Genomic DNA, 18,108 nt, shown 5'->3' with positions numbered 1-18,108 from the left:
AGGCGCGGTCAGGCCACCGGGATCAGCGGGTCAGCCGCCGCCAGCGCGGTGGCCCGATCAGCAGCGGGTGGGTAGATCCACACGGTGTTGATCTGCTGTTTAAGCTCCTTGGCTTCCTGGCCCACCAGTTTGAGCTGACGATCCCAGCCCTCGGTGTACACCGCGCCCCAGGCACCGAGGTCGAGGCAGGTGACGTATTTGGGCTGGCTGTAGGTCATCGGGGCCACACCGATCAGGTCGGCGGCGACGTTGTTGCCGGCGTAGCGGCCCAGGGCAATGGCGTGCTGGCAGGACATGCCGGCGAAGTGACCCAGGTCATCGGTGGCGGCGTAGGCCACATCACCGGCGGCAAAGACATCGGCCAGGCCCTTGACCTTGAGGTTGCCGTCCACATGCAGGCGGCCCTGGGGATCAAGGGTGCCGCTGACCTGTTCGGTCAGCGGGTTGGCGCGAAAGCCGATGGTCCAGATCACGGTACTGGACTCAATGCGTTCCCCATCGGCCAGGGTCACGCCGCCGGCATCCACCGCGGCCACTGAGGTGTTCAATCTCCATTCCAGGCCTAGGTGTTCGCTGGCTTGAACGATGGACGGGCGAATACCATCGCCCATGGAAGCCGCAATCTGCGGGCCGCGGTCCACCACGATCACACGAATATTGGCGTTGTCACCCAGTGCTTCGCGCAGGCGTGCCGGCATTTCGGTCGCGGTCTCGATCCCGGTAAACCCGCCGCCGGCCACCACCACAGTGTTACGAGCCGGGCTGTCGGGCAGGTTGTTCAACCCCTTGATGTGCGCTTCGAGGCGCGTGGCATCTTCGATCTGGTCCACATCGAACACGTGCTGGATGCCTTCCATCTGTGGCCGATTCAGACGGCTGCCAGCGGCTAGAACCAGGCGATCGTACGTGAGGGTGGTGGCTATGCCAGCCGCATTGCGGTAGGTCACCTGCTTGCCATTTTCATCGATGCGGTCCGCGGCGCCCTCGATGAAGTCCACGCCGACCGCCGCAAACAATGGCCCCAGCGGTGCTTGCATGGCATGCACGTCGGCTTCGTAGAAACGTGGACGAATACGTAGCGCCGGTTGTGGGGCCAGTACGCTGATCTGCACGTCATGGCGGTCATATTTATCCAGCAGGCGTGCGGCGCTCAAGGCGCTCCAGACACCGCCGAAGCCGGCGCCGATGATAAGGATGTGCTGCTTCATGGGGATGCTCCAGGGACCAGGTCGATACGATTGCTCAAGGTGCAATGCGTTACCGGCCTACTCTAAGAGCGCCGTTGTTTGTCGGGTAGGACACAAAACCCTGAATTACTGCCAACCGGCCTGCTGTCAGCGGGAAAAGCGCGCGCGGTAGTCGCGAGGGGAAATCGACAGGTGGCGATGGAAGGTGTAGCGCATCCGTTCTTCATCGCCAAAGCCACACAGGTGCGCGACTTGGTCGATGTTGCGCTGGGAGTCTTCCAACAGGCGTCGTGCCGCCTCCACGCGAAACAACTCGATGGCCTTGGCCGGGGTGCGCCCGGTTTTTTGCTTGTAGACACGGGCGAAATTGCGCGGGCTCATGCGGCTTTGTTCTGCCAGGCGCTCCACCGTAAGCTCGCTGTCGCTGAGGTTATCGGCGATCCACAGGTGCAAGGCGTCGAAACCCGCAGTGTCATCGGTCTGCGCTTGCAGCAGTTGGCTGAACTGGGCCTGGCCACCGGGCCTTTTGAGAAACACCACCAGCTCCCGCGCTACTTGCAGGGCGACGTGACGCCCGCAATCGGCCTCGACCAACGCCAGCGCGAGATCGATACCGGCACTCACGCCTGCCGACGTCCACACATTGCCTTGTTGGACAAAGATCGCGTCCATGTCCACTTCGATGCTCGGGAACCCGCGCTTGAGCATGTCGCACATCGCCCAGTGCGTGACAGCACGCCGGCCTTGGAGCAAGCCGGCCTGGGCCAGCAGGAACGTGCCGCTGCACACCGAAGCCGTGCGCCGGGCCTGGGTGGAAGCATGACGCAGCCAGTCCACCAGATCGGTGTTGGCGGCCATCGCCTGCTGAATGGCGGGGGCGCCGGGTACGATCAAGGTGTCGAGGGTGGCGGGGTCAAATTGCGCCAGTGGCAGGGTATCGACGCTCAAGCCTTCGGCTGTTGGCATCAAGCCACCCGCCAGGCTGGCGGTGTGCATCACATAGCCCGGCAGGCCACGCTCGACCATGGCCTTGGTGGCCGCCCAGAACACGGTCTGGGCGCCGGTCAGGTCGAGCAGGCCCATGTGCGGGTAGGCCAGGAACACCAAGGTGCGCGACTGGCCGAGCGGCTGGACGGGGGTCATAGCGCCGACAACACCGCCTCCAGTTTTTCCTGGTCCCGCGCAAACTGGCGAATGCCTTCTGCGAGTTTCTCAGTGGCCATCGCGTCTTCGTTCGAAGCCCAGCGGAACTGTGCCTCGGTCAACTGCAGGCGCGCTTCGCCGTCGGCGCCCGGGGTGAGTTTGCGTGCCAGCGGGCCCTGGTCTCCATCAAGCTTTTGCAGCAGTTCCGGGCTGATGGTCAGGCGGTCGCAACCGGCCAGCTGTTCGATCTGGCTGAGGGTGCGGAAGCTGGCGCCCATCACCACGGTCTTGATGCCGTTGGCCTTGTAGTAGTTGTAGATGCGCGTGACCGACTGCACGCCGGGGTCTTCGGCACCGGTGTAGTCCAGGCCGGTGTTCTTGCGGTACCAGTCGTAGATGCGGCCCACGAACGGCGAGATCAGGAACACGCCGGCGTCGGCACAGGCAGCCGCCTGGGCGAAGGAGAACAGCAGCGTCAGGTTGGTCTGGATACCGGCCTTTTCCAGGCGCTCGGCGGTGCGGATGCCTTCCCAGGTCGAGGCCAGCTTGATCAGCACGCGGTCGCGGCCGATGCCGGCCTGGTCGTAGAGGGCGATCAACTGGTTGGCCTTGGCCCACAGCGCGTCTTCGTCGAATGACAGGCGCGCGTCGACCTCAGTGGAGATGCGCCCCGGAATCACCTTGAGAATCCCTGCACCCACCGACACCGCGAAGTGGTCGCCGGCCAGGCCCACATCCCCTTTGGCATGGCTCACAGCGCGGCGCAGCAGGTCGGCGTATTCCGGGATGGCGGCGGCCTTGAGCAGCAGCGAAGGGTTGGTGGTGGCGTCCACCGGGCGCAGGCGGCTGATGGCTTCCAGGTCGCCGGTGTCGCAGACCACGGTGGTGAATTGCTTGAGTTGTTCGAGCTTGGACGTCATGAGCGGCAGTCTCCAAAAGAGGTTATTGGTTGAGGGCCTGTGCGGTATCCAGGTCGGTAATCAGGATGTCCAGGTAGCCGCCCTTGAGCGCGCCACGAATCGCCTGGACCTTGTTCAGCCCGCCGGCCAGGCCCAGCACGCGGTGGATGCTGCGCAGCTTGGGCAGCGCCACCGACACCACGAACTCTTCATCTTCTTCCAGTACCGGCTTGCCCTGGGCGTCGAAGTAGCGCAGGCAGATATCGCCGACGGCACCGCGCTCGGCCAGCAGGCGCAGCATGTCTTCGGTGTAGTAGTTGCCGCTGTTGCGCAGCAGTTGCGAAGGCTCCAGGTCGCCGATGCCGACGATGGCCAGGGTGATGCTGTCAAAGCGTTGCAGCACTTCCTTGACCTCTTCCATCTGCACGATGCGCTGCTTGCTCTCCACCGATTGCTCGATGCTTTGCGAGGGCAGCAGGAACGCCGGGCAGTTGAGCAGGGTGGCCAGGCGTTGGGTGAGCAAGGTCGCTTCAAACGCGCCTTTGTTACCGACGCCACCCAACAGTTGTACCACTTCCTGGGCGCCTTGTTTGCCCGGTTGCGCATGCAGGTGGCCGACCATGGCGCGAATGGTGCTGCTCCACGACGAAATGCCGATGTGATCCTGCGGCGACAGGCTGGTCTCCAGGTAATGCGCGGCGGCCGAGCCGATCGCCTGCTTGATGCTTTCGTCATTGCCCGGTTCGGTGGCTTCGACCACGATCACCCGGCGCACGCCATAGCGGCGCTGCAACTGGGTTTCCAGCTCCAGGTGCAGGCCTTGCAGGCGCATCACGCTGATCTTCACCACGCCCTCCTGCAGCGCCCGACGCAGCGCGCGGCTGATAAAGGATTGGGACAGGTCGAGCTGTGCGGAAATCTCGGACTGCTTGAGCCCTTCTTCGTAATAGAGGCTCGCGATCTTGGTGATCAGGCGCTGTTCTTCGATTTGGCTCATGAAGGCCTCAGTGGTGACATCAATGCGGGTGAGGATACCAAACCCTTACGACATGATCAGGCCGCCGTCGATATTGATCGCCTGGCCGGTCAGGTAGGCGGCATCGTCGGAGGCCAGGAACGCCACCAGGCCTGCCACATCCGAGGGTTTGCCGGCACGGCGCAGGGGGATGTTCTTGACCCATTCGGCCATCAACTCGCCTTTGCCGTAGCGTTTTTCCTCGGTGCTGAGGATCTCGCCCCACACGCGGTCGTTGTAGTCCCACATTTCGCTTTCGATGATGCCGGGGCAAAACGCGTTGACCGTGATGTTATGCCGCGCCAGTTCCAGCGCCAGGCTCTGGGTGATGCCGATCACGCCCATTTTGCTCGCGGCGTAGTGCGGCGTATAGATGAACCCCTGGCGGCCCTGGCCGGACGAGGTGTTGATCAGCCGCCCGCTGCCTTGCTTGACCATGTACTTGGCCGCTTCCCGGCAGCCCAGCCACACGCCGGTGGTGTTGACCTGCAGCACCTTGTCGAAGTCGGCGCGGGGCATTTTGTCGTAGTGGTCGATGGTGATGATGCCGGCGTTCTGTACCGACACGTCGATGCTGCCAAAGCGCGCGTGGCCTTCGCGGTAGAGCTTTTCAATGTCGTCTTCACGGGTGACGTCGATAGCCAGGGCCAGGGCGTCGACCTTGTATTCCTGGGCCAGTTGGTCGGCGGTGAAGGTCACGCGTTCCAGGTCATTGGAAGCCAGTACCAGGTTGGCGCCTTCCTGGGCGAAGCGCTCGGCAATGCCGGCGCCAATGCCACGGCAGGCGCCGGTGATCACGATGGTTTTACCGCTGAAACGTTGCGACATCACAAGACTCCTTACCAGCAGACGAAGCCGCCATCGACCAGCAGGTCGACACCGGTGCAGAAAGACGAGGCCTGGCTGACCAGGAAAATCGCCGGGCCGACCATTTCTTCCACGCTGGCCATGCGGCCCATGGGCGTGGTCTGTTCAAAAATCTTCACCTGGTCGGCGACTTCCGGGCGCGAGTTCATCGGCGTCGCGGTGTAGCCGGGGCTGATGCAGTTGACCCGCAGGCCCTTGTCGGCCCATTCCATCGCCAGGCTTTTGCTCAGGTGGATCACCCCGGCCTTGGAGGTGTTGTAGTGCGCCTGCAGCAAGCCGCGGTTGACGATGCTGCCGGACATCGAGGCGATATTGACGATGGCGCCTTTGCCGCGCGGCAACATCACGGCGGCCTGGGCCTGGCAACTGAGGAAGATGCCCGTGAGGTTGATGTCCAGGGTGGTCTGCCAGCGCTGCAGCTCCAGGTCTTCGGCGGCCTGGGCGTTGGCGATACCGGCGCAGTTGACCGCCACGCTCAGCGGGCCGAGTTCGGTTTCGGTGCGAGCGACGGCGGCGTCCAGCGCGGCGCGCTCGGTGACGGTGCCGCTCAGGGCCAGGGCACGACGGCCCAATCCCTGGATGCGTTCTACGGTGCTGGCAATGCCGGGGCTGCCGGGCAGGTCAAAACACGCCACATCGGCGCCGGCCTCGGCCAGCCCGACGGCGATGGCCTGTCCGATCCCGCTGCCTGCACCGGTGACAAAAGCGACTTGGCCCTGAAGACTGAAAAGTTGCATGGATGACTCCGTTATTCATGGTTAGCAATACACCCCGCCTCGATCTGTCATTGGGGTGTGTCTGATTCAACGCGGGTGCCTGAAGGGGGCTGCTGCGCAGCCCAACGCGGGGCAAGCCCGCTCACCACAAGGGTCGCGCTTTTACCGTTGGATAGATGTCACTGTCGGCACCGCTGACGAAGGCGGCCTGGCCCTGAAGACTGAAAAGCTGCATGGATGACTCCCTTACTCATGGTCGGCATTACACCCCCGCCCCCTGTGGTGAGCGGGCTTGCCCCGCGTTGGGCTGCGAAGCGGCCCCTCGATTTGCCACTGGTGTGTGTCTGATTCAACGCAGGGGCCTGAGGGGGGGCTGCTGCGCAGCCCAACGCGGGGCAAGCCCGCTCACCACAAAGGGTCGCGCTTTTACCGTTGGATAGATGTCACTGTCGGCACCGCTGACGAAGGCGGCCTGGCCCTGATTACTGAAAAGCTGCATGGATGACTCCCTTACTCATGGTCGGCAATACACCCCCGCCCCCTGTGGTGAGCGGGCTTGCCCCGCGTTGGGCTGCGAAGCGGCCCCTCGATCTGCCACTGCGGTGTGTCTGATTCAACGCAGGGGCCTGAAGGGGGCTGCTGCGCAGCCCAACGCGGGGCAAGCCCGCTCACCACAAAGGGGCGCGCTTTTACCGTTGGATAGATGCCACTGCCGGCACCGCTGACGAAGGCGGCCTGGCCATGATTACTGAAAAGCTGCATGGATGACTCCCTTACTCATGGTCGGCAATACACCCCCGCCCCCTGTGGTGAGCGGGCTTGCCCCGCGTTGGGCTGCGAAGCAGCCCCTCGATCTGTCACTCGGGTGTGTCTGATTCAACACGGGTGTTTGAGGGGGGGGGCTGCTGCGCAGCCCAACGCGGGGCAAGCCCGCTCACCACAAAAAGGGTTCCGCTTCCATCGTTCGTGGTCATGCGGTGGCCATTTCCATCACCGAAACCGGTGTGGCCTCGCCACGTTCCAGAATCCCCATCTGTCGCCCCCGGCTCATCACCATCACCCGATGGGACAGCCCGAGCACTTCATCCAGGTCGGAACTCACCACAATCACAGCCATGCCCTTGGCTGCCAGGTCCGCGATCACTTCATAAATCGCCGCGCGTGCGCCCACGTCGATGCCGCGCGTGGGTTCGTCAAGGATGAACACCTTGGGATTGCGTGCCAGCCATTTGGCAATGATCACCTTCTGCTGGTTACCCCCGGACAGGCTGGAAATCCGCGACTGCGGTGCCCCTTTAACGCCCAGGCGCGCCACCGCCGTGCGCGCGAATTCGCGCAGCGGGGCAGGGAACACCCAACCGCGTTTATCCAGCAGGTCGGTGTTGCCGTAGATCAGGTTGTCTTCGATCCGATGCTCCACCACCACGCCTTGCTGCTTGCGGTCTTCGGGCACCAGCACCACGCCGGCCTGGATTGCCTCGAACGGCGAGCGCAGCTGGCGGACTTCGCCGTCCAGCACCATATGGCCTTGGATATCCCGGGCCGCACCGGCGATGGTGCGCACCAGTTCGGTCCGCCCGGCGCCGACTACCCCGGCAATGCCGAACACCTCGCCGGCGCGCACGCTGAAGTCGATGCCGTGCAAGGCAAACTCGCGGCAGGTCAACTCCTTGACCTGCAGCATCACCCGCGCCTGCGGTGCCTGCAGCGTCGGGAAAATCCGCTCCAGGCTGCGTCCGACCATCTGCTCGACCAACTCACGCACCGGCACCTGGGCCGTGGCGTGCAGGGCGATCTGGCGACCGTCGCGCAGCACCAGCACGCGGTCGGCGATGCGCGCGATTTCTTCCAGGCGATGACTGATATAGATGAACGAAACGCCCTCGGCCTTGAGCCGTTCCACCTGCTTGAACAGCAGCTCGGTTTCGTCGCCGCCCAATGCCGCGGTGGGCTCGTCGAGGATCAACAGGCTGGCCTTGAGGGTCAGCGCCTTGGCGATTTCCACCAGTTGCTGGGCCGCCACGCTCAGGCCTTCGACCTTGCGCGACGCCGGCACCTTGAGCCCCAGGCGCTCGAGCTGAATCTGCGCCTGGGCCTCCATGTACTCGCGGTCGACCCGCCCGTGACGCATGGGCAGGCGGCCGACGAAGATGTTTTCGGCGATCGACAGTTGCGGCAGCAGACGGATTTCCTGGTGGATCAGGCCGATCCCCGCACCCAGCGCGGCACCCGGTGATGCCGGCGCGTAGGGCGCGCCGAGCCAGGTCATGCTGCCGCCGGCTTCGGGTTGCACCAGGCCGGCGATGATCGATGACAAGGTCGACTTGCCCGCGCCGTTCTCACCGAGCAGGGCCAGTACCTCGCCAGGGCGAATATCCACGTTGACCTGCGACAGCACCTGCACCGGCCCGTAGGCCTTGCTGATATTGCGCAGGCACAGCACCGCGTCAGGTTGAGCGGTGTCCAGAGCGGCTGCTTGCATGACGACCTCCGAGGCTTACGGGTGCTGTTGCAGGAACGGCGCGACGTTGTCTTTGGTGGTCAGCACGGTGGGCAGCAGTTGTTCCTTGGGCACGTCTTTGCCAGCCTTCAGGTCAATTGCCGAGGCCACGGCCAGGCGCCCCATTTTCTGCGTCTGCTGGGTCATGGTCGCGTTGAGCACACCACTTTCCACGGCCTTGAGCCCGGCGACGTCGCCGTCAAAACCGACCACCACGACTTTGTGATCGAGGTTGCCGACTTTCACTGCCTGGGCCGCGCCCAATGCCATGGCGTCGGCGCGCCCGAAGAATACGGTGATGTTCGGGTCACGCTGGAGCAGGTCCTGGGCCACCGCGAACCCTTTGTCCTGGGCCCATTCGGCGGGTTGCTGGGCGACCACCTTGAGGTCCGGGAAGGCTTTGAGGCCTTGTTCAAAGCCTTTGGCGCGGTCGTTTTCCGGCGTGGTGCCGAGCTGGCCTTGCAGGATCGCGATGCGCCCCTTGCCGTCGGTGATCTTGCCCACGTACTCGGCCAGGGTCTTGGCGCCGGCCACGCTGTCGCTGGCGATAAACGTATCGCCGGGTGCGTCGGGGGCATTACGGTCGACGGCGATCACCGGGATGCCGGCGGCCTTGGCGGCTTTTACCGGCACACCGGCGGCGGTAGCACCGGCCGGAATGTAGATCAGCACGTCGATCTGGCGGGTGATCAGGTCTTCAATCTGGCTGACTTGGGTCGAGGAGTTGCCCTGGGCGTCCACGGTGATCACCTTGATCCCCTTGGCCTTGCCCTCGGCTTCCACCGACTGCTTGATCTGGTTGAAGAAGTCGGCCTGCAGGTTGGCCACGGCCAGGCCGATGGTCAGGTCCTTGGCCCAGGTGGTGCCGGCGGCGCTGAGGGTCGCGGCAGCCAAGGCAGTGGCGATGAGCAGTTTCTTGGGGCTGAACATGTCGGTGACTCCTGGTTTTATTGTTGGAGGGTGTCAACTGTCGAACAGGTTTAACGGGCAGTGCTGGAACGGCGTCGCAGGGTGTCGATGGTCACGGCGAGGGCGATGACCACGCCGATCACCACTTGTTGAATGAACGGCGAAACGCCAAGCAGGTTGAGGCCATTGCGCAGCACGCCAATGATCAGCACCCCCACGAGGGTGCCACCGATACTGCCGACGCCACCGCTGAGGCTGGCGCCGCCAATCACCACGGCGGCGATGGCGTCCAGTTCCAGGCTCAGGCCGGCGCTGGGTTGGGACGAGTCGAGGCGGGCGGCGAGGGTTACGGCGGCAATGCCGGCGAGGGCGCCGCTGATGGCGTACACCCACAGCGTGATCGCGCGCACCTTGATGCCCGACAGGCGCGCCACTTCCGGGCTACCGCCCATGGCGTACAAGTTGCGGCCGCCGGCACGAAAGCGCAGGAACACCCACGCCACCACCAGCATCACCAGGAACAGCCCGACGGTGGCCGAGAGAAAACCGAAATGCCGCACCGTCGCCAGGCTGGTGAACCAGTCCGGGTAACCGACGATCTGCCGGCCTTCGGTGAGGATATTTGCCAGGCCACGGGCCACCGACATCATGGTCAGCGTGGCAATGAACGGCGGCAGCTTGGCGTAGGTGATCAAGCCCCCGGAGACCAGCCCGGCCAGCATGCCGCTGGCAATCGAAATCGGGATGGCGAAGCCCAGCGGCACCGCCTGGTCCTGATAGAGCCAGCCGAGCATCATCATCGAGAAGGCCAGCACCGAGCCGACCGACAGGTCGATGCCGCCGATCACGATCACCGCCGTCATGCCGATCGCCAGGATGCCCAGCACCGTGACCTGATCGAGAATGTTCAGGCCATTGCGCAACGAGAAGAAGAATTCGGAACTGAAGGAGAAGACCAGCACCAACAGTACCAGCCCGATCAACGGGCCGCCGATATTGCTGGGCAGCAGTTTCACCAGCCGTGGGCGGTGGGGCGGCTTGAGTTCGGCCGGGTGCTGGACAATCGCTTTGGCGTCCACAGTGTTCTCCTGATTTATTTTTTTTGGAGTGCTTTCAGGTCGCTTGAATATTTATGCGTGCCTGACTGTTAATTCAGATTCCAGTGCCACTGCGTCAAAGTCAAGCGCTTAATTTTTCATGTGCGCCTCTAAACCGCAGCTTTTATACGCCTCAAAGCCACAGGATAGATAACCCCGCGTGGGATTTTGGCCGTCTGTCCGAGCGGTTTTTGCGCGACTTATTTCATTTTTCAGCGAATCACTCACTTGACCTGCTGGCGGATCAGCGTCTAAATAGAAATATATTGTCACTGCTGAATAAATATTCAAAACAGCTTTCGGCACTTTCACCTCGCGTGGTCAGCCCACAGGAGCCGCTGCATGAATGCCTTCCAGTACGACGCCCACCAGATCAAAGAACAGGCCCGCCTGATCCGGCGCCACGTGATCCGCCTGAATGCCGACTCACCGGCCGGTGGGCACACCGGGGCCGATCTGTCGGAAACCGACATCCTCGCCACGCTGTATTTCCGCATCCTCAATACCGGCCCGGAACGCACCGAAGACCCTGAGCGCGATATCTATATCCAGAGCAAGGGCCACGGCGTCGGCGGTTTGTATTGCTGCCTGGCGCAGGCGGGCTACATTCCGACCGACTGGTTGCCTACCTACCAGCACTTCAATTCGCACTTGCCGGGTCACCCGGTGCGGCAGAAAACCCCCGGTATCGAACTCAACACCGGCGCCCTCGGCCATGGTTTGCCGGTGGCGGTGGGGTTGGCGTTGGCGGCGAAAATGTCCGGCAGCAAAAAGCGCATCTACGTGCTGACCGGCGACGGCGAGCTGGCTGAAGGTTCCAACTGGGAAGCCGCAATGGCGGCGGCGAAGTACGGCCTGGATAACCTGTTTGTGATTGTCGACAAGAACAAGCTGCAGCTGGCGGGGTTGACTGCCGAGATCATGCCGCTGGACCCGCTGGACGTGAAATGGGCCGCCTTCGGCTTTCGTGTCAGTGAGTGCGACGGCAACGACGTCGGCCAGTTGATCGACGCCCTCGAAGACATGCAGACCCACACCGGTGCGCCGCAGGTGCTGATCGCCCACACCATTAAAGGCAAGGGCGTGTCGTTTATCGAAGCCCGTCCCGAATGGCACCACCGCGTGCCCAAGGGTGACGAAATCAATGCGGCACTGGAGGAGTTGAGTCATGGCGAGTGAACATCTGGCGAGCGTCATGGTGCAGGCGTTTATTGAGGCGGTCGATGCCGGGCTGGACGTGGTGCCCGTGGTCAGCGACTCCACCTCCACGGCCAAGATCGGCCCGTTTTCCCAGCGCTTTCCCGAGCGCCTGATCAACGTCGGCATTGCCGAACAGTCGCTGGTCAGCGTCGCGGCGGGCCTCGCGCTGGGTGGCAAGATCGCCGCCACCTGCAACGCGGCGCCGTTTCTGATCTCGCGCGCCAATGAGCAGATCAAGGTCGACGTTTGCTACAACCAGGCCAACGTCAAGATGTTCGGCCTGAATGCCGGCACCAGCTATGGTCCGCTGGCCAGCACCCACCACAGCCTTGACGATATTTCGGTGATGCGCGGCTTTGGCAATGTGCAGATTTTCGCGCCGGCCGACGCGATCGAGTGCCGCCAGATCGTCGATTACGCGCTGCGCTACCACGGCCCGGTGTACATCCGTCTCGATGGCAAAGCCTTGCCGGATGTGCACGGCGCCGATTACCAATTCGTGCCGGGGCAGGTGGATATCCTGCGCCAGGGCGCCGATGTGAGCATCGTCGCCCTGGGGTCGGTGGTGCACGAGGCAGTGGATGCCGCGGCGTTGCTGGCGGAACAGGGGATCCAGGCGCAGGTGATCAATCTGTCGTCGATCCGGCCGCTGCAGCGTGACGTCCTGCTCAGTGCCTTGAGCGGCACCCACGCGGTCATCACCGTGGAAGAACACAACATCAACGGCGGCATCGGCAGCCTGGTTGCCGAAGTGCTGGCCGAGGCCGGGCTGGGTATCGCGCTGATCCGCCTGGGCATCGGTGACGGCGAATACGCCGCCGCCGGCGCCCGTGAACCGACCCGCGCCTTGCATAACATCGACGCGGCTGGGATCGTGGCGGCTGCCACTCGGTTGCGGTGACCCCCATGAATAACCACACTCCGCTGATCCTGGCGATAGACGAAGGCACCAGCAACGCCAAGGCAGTGCTGGTCAACGCGCTCGGGCAGGTGATTGCCCGCGGCTCGCGGCCGTTGAGCGTCAGCCATCCGCAGGCCGGGTTTTCCGAGCAGGATCCGCTGTTCATCTGGCACAGCACCCTGGCCGCGATTGAAGAATGCCTGGCCCAGGTGGAGCGTCCGATCACTGCCTTGGCCATCAGCAACCAGCGCGAATCGGTGGTGGCCTGGGACAGGCGCACGGGCGAGCCGGTGTCGCCGTGCATCAGTTGGCAATGCCGACGCTCCACCGCGTTGTGCGCCCAGCTGCATGAGCAGGGGCATGAAGCTGTGATCCTGGAAAAAACCGGGCTGGCGCTGGACCCGATGTTCTCCGCCGGAAAGTTTCGCTGGATTCTCGACACCCTTGAAGACGGTCACGCCCGCGCGGCTGCCGGCGAGATTTGCCTGGGCACCGTCGACAGCTGGCTGCTGTGGAAACTCAGCGGCGGCCAGGTGTTCGCCACCGATTATTCGAATGCCGCGCGCACCCAGCTGTTCAACCTGCAAACCTGTACCTGGGATGCTGAGTTGCTGGCGCTGTTCGGCATTCCTCTGGCGGCCCTGGCGCCGATCCGCCCGAGCGCCGGTTTCTTTGCCGAGACCGTCGCGCTGGGCGGCTTGCCTGCGGGCATCCCGGTGATGTCGATGATCGGCGATTCCCACGCCGCGCTGTACGGGCAGGGCGGTTTTGCCCCGGGCCTGGTCAAGGCCACCCTCGGCACCGGTTCTTCGTTGATGACGCCCATGAAGGGGCCGATCGCGTCCACGCACGGTCTTTCGACCACGCTGGCCTGGCATGACGGCAGCCAAGCCACCTTTGGCATGGAAGGCAATATCGTGCACACCGGCGCGGCGGTGCAATGGGCCTCGCGCCTGGTGGCGGGTGAGTCGCTGGATGCGTTGACTGAACAGGCCGCGCAACTGCCGGACAATGGCGGCGTGTACTTTGTGCCGGCGCTGTCCGGGTTGGGCGCGCCGCACTGGAAGGCCGATGCGCGCGGGTTGATCTGCGGGCTGACCGAAGCGACGTCTGGTGCGCATATCCTTCGTGCTTCGCTGGAGTCCATCGGCTATCAGATTCGCGATGTGTTCGAGGCGATGCAGCAGGACATTGGCAGTCCGCTCAAGGAGTTGTGGGTCGACGGCGGCGCCACGCGCAACCGCTGGCTGATGCAGTTCCTGGCCAACCTGCTGCAACGCCCGGTGGTGCGCAGCCTATCGCCGGAAGTCTCGGCGCTGGGCGCGGCGCACCTGGCGGGACGAGCCTTGGGCGTGTGGGCGAGCGATGCAGCGCTGGCGCAATTGGAGCGACAGCGCGAGCGGTTCGAACCGCAGGATGACCCGGCGATGGCAGGTCGTTACGCCGAATGGAAAAAGGCCCTGGCCCGCACACTGCTCTAAGGGTGTATGCAGCTCAAAAATGTGCGAGCGGGCTTGCTCGCGAATGCAGTCTTTCAGTCGAAGATGTATTCACTGAACCACCGTTTTCGCGAGCAAGCCCGCTCCCACAGTTGATTGAGTCACTGCTGGGAGGGGGTATGGAGATCAAAAATGTGGGAGCTGGCTTGCCTGCGATAGCGGTGGTTCAGCAATGAAGAGATGGCTGACGGGTCGCCATCGCAGGCAAGCCAGCTCCCACAGTTGATCGGGTCACAGCGTGGAGGGTGTATGCAGATCAAAAATGTGGAAGCTGGCTTGCCAGCGATAGCGGTGGTTCAGCAATGAAGAGGTGGCTGACGGGGCGCCATCGCAGGCAAGCCAGCTCCCACAGTTGATCGAGTCACTGCTTGGAGAGGGTATGGAGATCAAAAGTGTAGGAGCTGCCAGCTATAGCGGTGGGTCAGTAACGAAGAGGTGGCTGACGGGTTGCCATCGCAGGCAAGCCAGCTCCCACAGTTGATCGGGTCACTGCTTGGACAGGGTATGGAGATCAAATTGTGGGAGCGGGCTTGCTCGCGAATGCGCTCTTTCAGTTGAAGATGTATTCATTGAACCACCGCTTTCGCGAGCAAGCCCGCTCCCACAGTTAGACCGTGCCCGGCCTCAGGGCTTCCAGGTCTGCACATCCTTGGCGTCTACCGCCTTGGGCAGCAAGCCGGCCTTGAAGAACGCGTCGGCAATCTTCTGCTGCTCACCCAACTGATCGAGCGTCACCGGTTGCACCTGATAACTGCGGTGCGCATTGGCCGCTTCTACAGTGGCCACATCCAGGTTGCCCCACAACGGGCCGAGGATTTTCGCCGCGTCCTGCGGGTTTTTCTTCACCCACTCGCCGGTTTTCTCCAGCTGCGCGTACACCACTTTCAACACCTCGGGATGCGCCTTGGCGTACGGCGTCCCGGTCAGGTAGTAACGCTTGTAACTGGCCAGCCCGGCGCCGTCGGCCAAGGTGCGTGTCGGCAATTGACGCTGCACGCTGGTCAGGAAGGGTTCCCAGGTGACCCATGCATCCACCTTGTTGTTCTCGAACGCCGCGCGACCATCGGCCGGTGACAGGTACGCAGGCTCGATATCCGAGAAAGCCAGCCCCGCCTTGGCCAGCGCCGCGATCAGCAAATAGTGGGTGCCGGCCGCCTTGGTCACCGCGATTTTCTTGCCTTTCAAATCCGCCAGTTGCTGGATCGGCGAATCCTTGCGCACCACGATGGCCTGGGCCGAAGGCGAGGGCGCTTCCTGGGCGAAGTAGGTGAGTTTGGCCTGGGCCGCCTGGGCGAAGATCGGCACGGTATCCGCCACATCGGCGCTGATGTCGACGTTGCCCACGTTCAGCGCTTCGAGCAGCGGCAGGCCGCTGGGGAACTCGTGCCAGCTCACATCAATGTTGTCAGCCTTGAGGGCTTGTTCCAGGGTGCCCTGGGTTTTCAGCAGGGTGATCAGGGTCGAGGATTTCTGGTAGCCGATGCGCAGGGTTTCCTGGGCTTCGGCGCTGATGGCAACGGAAAAGGCCAGCAACCCTAAAACGACGGCGAGGGGACGGCGAATGGACATGGCGAGCTCGATCTTCAGCGAAATATCGCCAAGCATAAAGTTCTAAAAACTATTCGATAAATACTCTTTCGATCTTAGCTTAGGGCGCTTTTCGCACAGTCCTGCGAATTCGGCATAACCATAGAATTATAGAGTTCTTTCATAATCGCCGGTCATTAATATAATCAAGTTCGCTTGTTTGCCAGGCCTTATGCCGCGTTTTGGCATATGCAGCTTCTTTCACTTCTTCTATGCCAAGGCCTTTTCATGACGTTCAAGAAACTCATTCTCGCCGCCAGCCTGCTGTTTGCCGCAGCGGCGGCCCATGCCGAGCAGACCCTGGATATCAGCTACCAGCGCTCATCCACCCTGTGGATCCTGCTCAAGCAAAATGGCCAGCTTGAACAGCGCCTCAAGCCGCTGGGGTTCACGGTCAACTGGCATGAATTCAGCACCGGCCTGCTCAGCTCGTTGAACGCCGGCAGCGTCGACCTGCATGCCGATGTGGCCGACGCCTTCGCCTTGTTCACCCAGGCCGCCGATGCGCCGCTGACTTACTACGCGCAGGAAAACGCGTCGCCCGGCGCGCAGGCGATCATCGTGCAGGATAAATCGCCGATCCACAGCGTTGCCGACCTCAAGGGCAAGACCGTCGCCGTGTCCAAAGGCTCGGGCAGCAATTTCCTGCTGATCAGTGCGCTGAAAAAAGCCGGGCTGACCCTTGCCGATATCACCCCGCGTTACCTCGAAGCCCCCGACGGCGGCGCGGCGTTCGCCAATGGCAGCGTGGACGCCTGGGTGATCTGGGACCCGTTCTACGCGACCCAGCAACTCGACCACCACGCGCGCGTGATTGCCGACGGCAGCGACGGCCTGGCCAATTACAACCGCTTCTACCTGGCCACGACCCGGTTCGCCAAGGCGCATCCGGACGTGTTGCAGGTGACGTTCGACACCCTGCGCGAGACCGGCCAATGGGTCAAAGCCCATCCCAAGGAGGCCGCTGAAATTCTCGGTCCGCTGTGGGGCAACATCGCCCCGGCGACGGTGGAGCGCGCCAACAGCCGACGCAGCTACGACATCATCCCGGTCAAGGTGGACAACCTCGCCGAACAGCAACGCATCGCCGATTACTACTACGCCGCCAAGCTGATTCCCAAGCCGCTGAAAGTCTCTGATATCACCGTGTGGACGCCGAAGCCATGAGCCGCCAGATCCACTTGTCAGCCTTCCTGCTGAGCGGGCCCGTGGTGCACAGCCATGCGGTGTGGCGCCATCCGGAAACTGTCGGCAATTACCTCGATCCCGAGTACTACGCGCGAGTGGCCAAGGTGGTGGAGGAGGGGCTGTTCGACTTTCTGTTCTTCGCTGATCGCCTGGCGGTGGGTGACCAGATGGGCGGCTCCCGCGAGTTGGCCTTGCGCTACGGCGCCCAGGACGCCACGCGCCTGGACCCGCTGCCGATCCTCTCCTACCTGATCGGCCAGACCCGCAAGTTGGGCCTGGGCGCGACGCGGTCCACCACCTATTACGAACCGGCACACATCGCCCGCGAGTTTGCCACCCTCGACCACCTGTCCAAGGGCCGTGCTGCCTGGAATATCGTCACCTCGATGAACGACAGCGAAGGGCGCCTGTTTGGCAAGGACAAGCACCTGGAACACGACCTGCGCTATGACCGCGCCGATGAGTTTGTCGAAGTCGCGCTGAAGCTCTGGAACAGCTGGGGCAAGGACGCATTGAAGCTCGATCGTGCCAGCGGCGTGCTCGCCGACCCGGCGTTGATCCAGTCGGTGCAGCATCAGGGCGAGTGGTTCAAGGTCGAGGGCCCGCTGAATATTCCGCGCACGCCCCAGGGGCGGCCGGTGCTGATCCAGGCCGGCTCCTCCGGACGTGGCCGTCGGTTCGGCGCGCGCTGGGCCGAAGCGATTTTCACCATTCACCCGCACCTGGCAGCCATGCGCGCGTTTCGCGATGACGTACGCGCGCAGGTCGTGCAGCAAGGCCGCGAGGCCGACAGTTGCAAGGTGCTGACAGCGGTGATGCCGTTCATTGGCGGCAGCGAAGCCGAAGCCCGCGCCAAGCGCGACCGGCACAACGCCCTGGCGCGTCCCGAGCTGGGCCTGGTGACGCTGGCTTCGCAGTTGAATGTGGACCTGTCGCCCTTCCCGTTGAGCGCCACGCTGGCGGAAATCGCGCAGTCACCGCTGATCCATCCGGCTGCTGCGGAAAAGCTGCTGATGCAAGGCCCGCAGACCACCCTGGAACAACTCGGCCGGATCTTCGCCAGCAGCGTGCGCGTGCCGCAACTGGTAGGCACCGGCGCGCAGATCGCCGACCAACTGGCCGAACTGTTCGAGCAGGGCGGTTGCGACGGGTTTGTAATTTCGCCGGGTTATTTGCCGGGGTCGTTTACTGAGTTTGTCGAGAGTGTGATTCCGCACTTGCAGCGCAAAGGCGTGTTCCGCAAAGCGTATGAGGGCTCCACGCTGCGCGAGCACTTGGGACTGGCTGACCTGCAAGCCTGACCGCAACTTGCGCGACACACGCGCTTTTTTGTGGGGACCGAGCTTTTTTGTGGTGAACGGTTTTTTTGTGGTGAACGGTTTTTTTGTGGCAAGCCCGCT

General features: G+C 63.1%; 15 protein-coding genes. 5 read left to right on the top strand and 10 right to left on the bottom strand.

The window, feature by feature from the left end; all coding sequences use genetic code 11:
• Positions 1–8 precede the first annotated feature (8 nt).
• From BBG20_RS22595 to BBG20_RS22555, 9 genes are all read right to left on the bottom strand, one after another.
• Positions 9–1,208, bottom strand: a complete 1,200-nt coding sequence (locus BBG20_RS22595) for an NAD(P)/FAD-dependent oxidoreductase (protein ID WP_065907345.1) — start codon at positions 1,206–1,208, stop codon at positions 9–11.
• A 126-nt stretch (positions 1,209–1,334) separates the two neighbouring features.
• Positions 1,335–2,330, bottom strand: coding sequence for a GlxA family transcriptional regulator (locus BBG20_RS22590; RefSeq protein WP_065907343.1), 996 nt, complete (start codon positions 2,328–2,330; stop codon positions 1,335–1,337).
• Positions 2,327–3,250, bottom strand: coding sequence for a transaldolase (gene tal, locus BBG20_RS22585; protein WP_065907330.1), 924 nt, complete (start codon positions 3,248–3,250; stop codon positions 2,327–2,329). Before tal ends, BBG20_RS22590 begins: the two co-directional genes overlap by 4 nt.
• A 22-nt stretch (positions 3,251–3,272) precedes the next feature.
• Positions 3,273–4,226 (bottom strand): sugar-binding transcriptional regulator, encoded by a 954-nt coding sequence (locus BBG20_RS22580; RefSeq protein ID WP_065907327.1) that lies wholly within the window; start codon positions 4,224–4,226, stop codon positions 3,273–3,275.
• 45 nt (positions 4,227–4,271) lie between these two features.
• Entirely contained in the window at positions 4,272–5,072 is an 801-nt protein-coding gene (locus tag BBG20_RS22575) for a glucose 1-dehydrogenase (protein WP_065907325.1), read from the bottom strand.
• 11 nt (positions 5,073–5,083) lie between these two features.
• A complete protein-coding gene (locus BBG20_RS22570; protein ID WP_065907322.1) occupies positions 5,084–5,848 on the bottom strand; it encodes an SDR family oxidoreductase in 765 nt (254 codons plus the stop codon).
• A gap of 949 nt (positions 5,849–6,797) precedes the next feature.
• Positions 6,798–8,309, bottom strand: a complete 1,512-nt coding sequence (locus BBG20_RS22565; RefSeq protein ID WP_065907319.1) for a sugar ABC transporter ATP-binding protein — start codon at positions 8,307–8,309, stop codon at positions 6,798–6,800.
• Between the two features lie 15 nt (positions 8,310–8,324).
• Positions 8,325–9,257, bottom strand: coding sequence for a sugar ABC transporter substrate-binding protein (locus tag BBG20_RS22560; protein ID WP_065907318.1), 933 nt, complete (start codon positions 9,255–9,257; stop codon positions 8,325–8,327).
• Between the two features lie 50 nt (positions 9,258–9,307).
• On the bottom strand, positions 9,308–10,315 hold the full coding sequence (locus BBG20_RS22555) for an ABC transporter permease (protein WP_012724867.1): 1,008 nt from the start codon (positions 10,313–10,315) through the stop codon (positions 9,308–9,310).
• A gap of 360 nt (positions 10,316–10,675) precedes the next feature.
• Between BBG20_RS22555 and BBG20_RS22550 the strand changes: the two genes are divergently transcribed.
• The 3 genes from BBG20_RS22550 to BBG20_RS22540 are packed head-to-tail and all read left to right on the top strand — an operon-like array spanning position 10,676 to position 13,915.
• Positions 10,676–11,512 (top strand): transketolase, encoded by an 837-nt coding sequence (locus BBG20_RS22550; protein WP_065907316.1) that lies wholly within the window; start codon positions 10,676–10,678, stop codon positions 11,510–11,512.
• A complete protein-coding gene (locus BBG20_RS22545; protein WP_065907314.1) occupies positions 11,502–12,434 on the top strand; it encodes a transketolase family protein in 933 nt (310 codons plus the stop codon). Before BBG20_RS22550 ends, BBG20_RS22545 begins: the two co-directional genes overlap by 11 nt.
• A gap of 5 nt (positions 12,435–12,439) precedes the next feature.
• Positions 12,440–13,915: an FGGY family carbohydrate kinase gene (locus BBG20_RS22540; protein ID WP_065907312.1), complete on the top strand. Its 1,476-nt coding sequence runs from the start codon at positions 12,440–12,442 to the stop codon at positions 13,913–13,915.
• Positions 13,916–14,557: 642 nt separating this feature from the next.
• On the opposite strand, the gene BBG20_RS22535 is transcribed toward BBG20_RS22540, so the two are convergent.
• Positions 14,558–15,502, bottom strand: coding sequence for an aliphatic sulfonate ABC transporter substrate-binding protein (locus tag BBG20_RS22535; protein WP_065904578.1), 945 nt, complete (start codon positions 15,500–15,502; stop codon positions 14,558–14,560).
• 246 nt (positions 15,503–15,748) lie between these two features.
• Here BBG20_RS22535 and BBG20_RS22530 point away from each other — a divergent pair, with 246 nt between their 5' ends.
• Positions 15,749–16,687, top strand: a complete 939-nt coding sequence (locus BBG20_RS22530) for an aliphatic sulfonate ABC transporter substrate-binding protein (protein WP_065904577.1) — start codon at positions 15,749–15,751, stop codon at positions 16,685–16,687.
• Complete coding sequence (locus tag BBG20_RS22525) at positions 16,684–18,009, top strand: LLM class flavin-dependent oxidoreductase (RefSeq protein ID WP_065904575.1); 1,326 nt, start codon at positions 16,684–16,686, stop codon at positions 18,007–18,009. Before BBG20_RS22530 ends, BBG20_RS22525 begins: the two co-directional genes overlap by 4 nt.
• The last annotated feature ends 99 nt before the right edge of the window (positions 18,010–18,108 follow it).

It is taken from the genome of Pseudomonas aylmerensis, assembly GCF_001702265.1.
In the GTDB taxonomy this organism is placed as follows: Bacteria; Pseudomonadota; Gammaproteobacteria; order Pseudomonadales; family Pseudomonadaceae; genus Aquipseudomonas; species Aquipseudomonas aylmerensis.
Note: the sequence above shows the minus strand (reverse complement) of the source record. Positions and strands in the feature narration are given on the sequence as shown.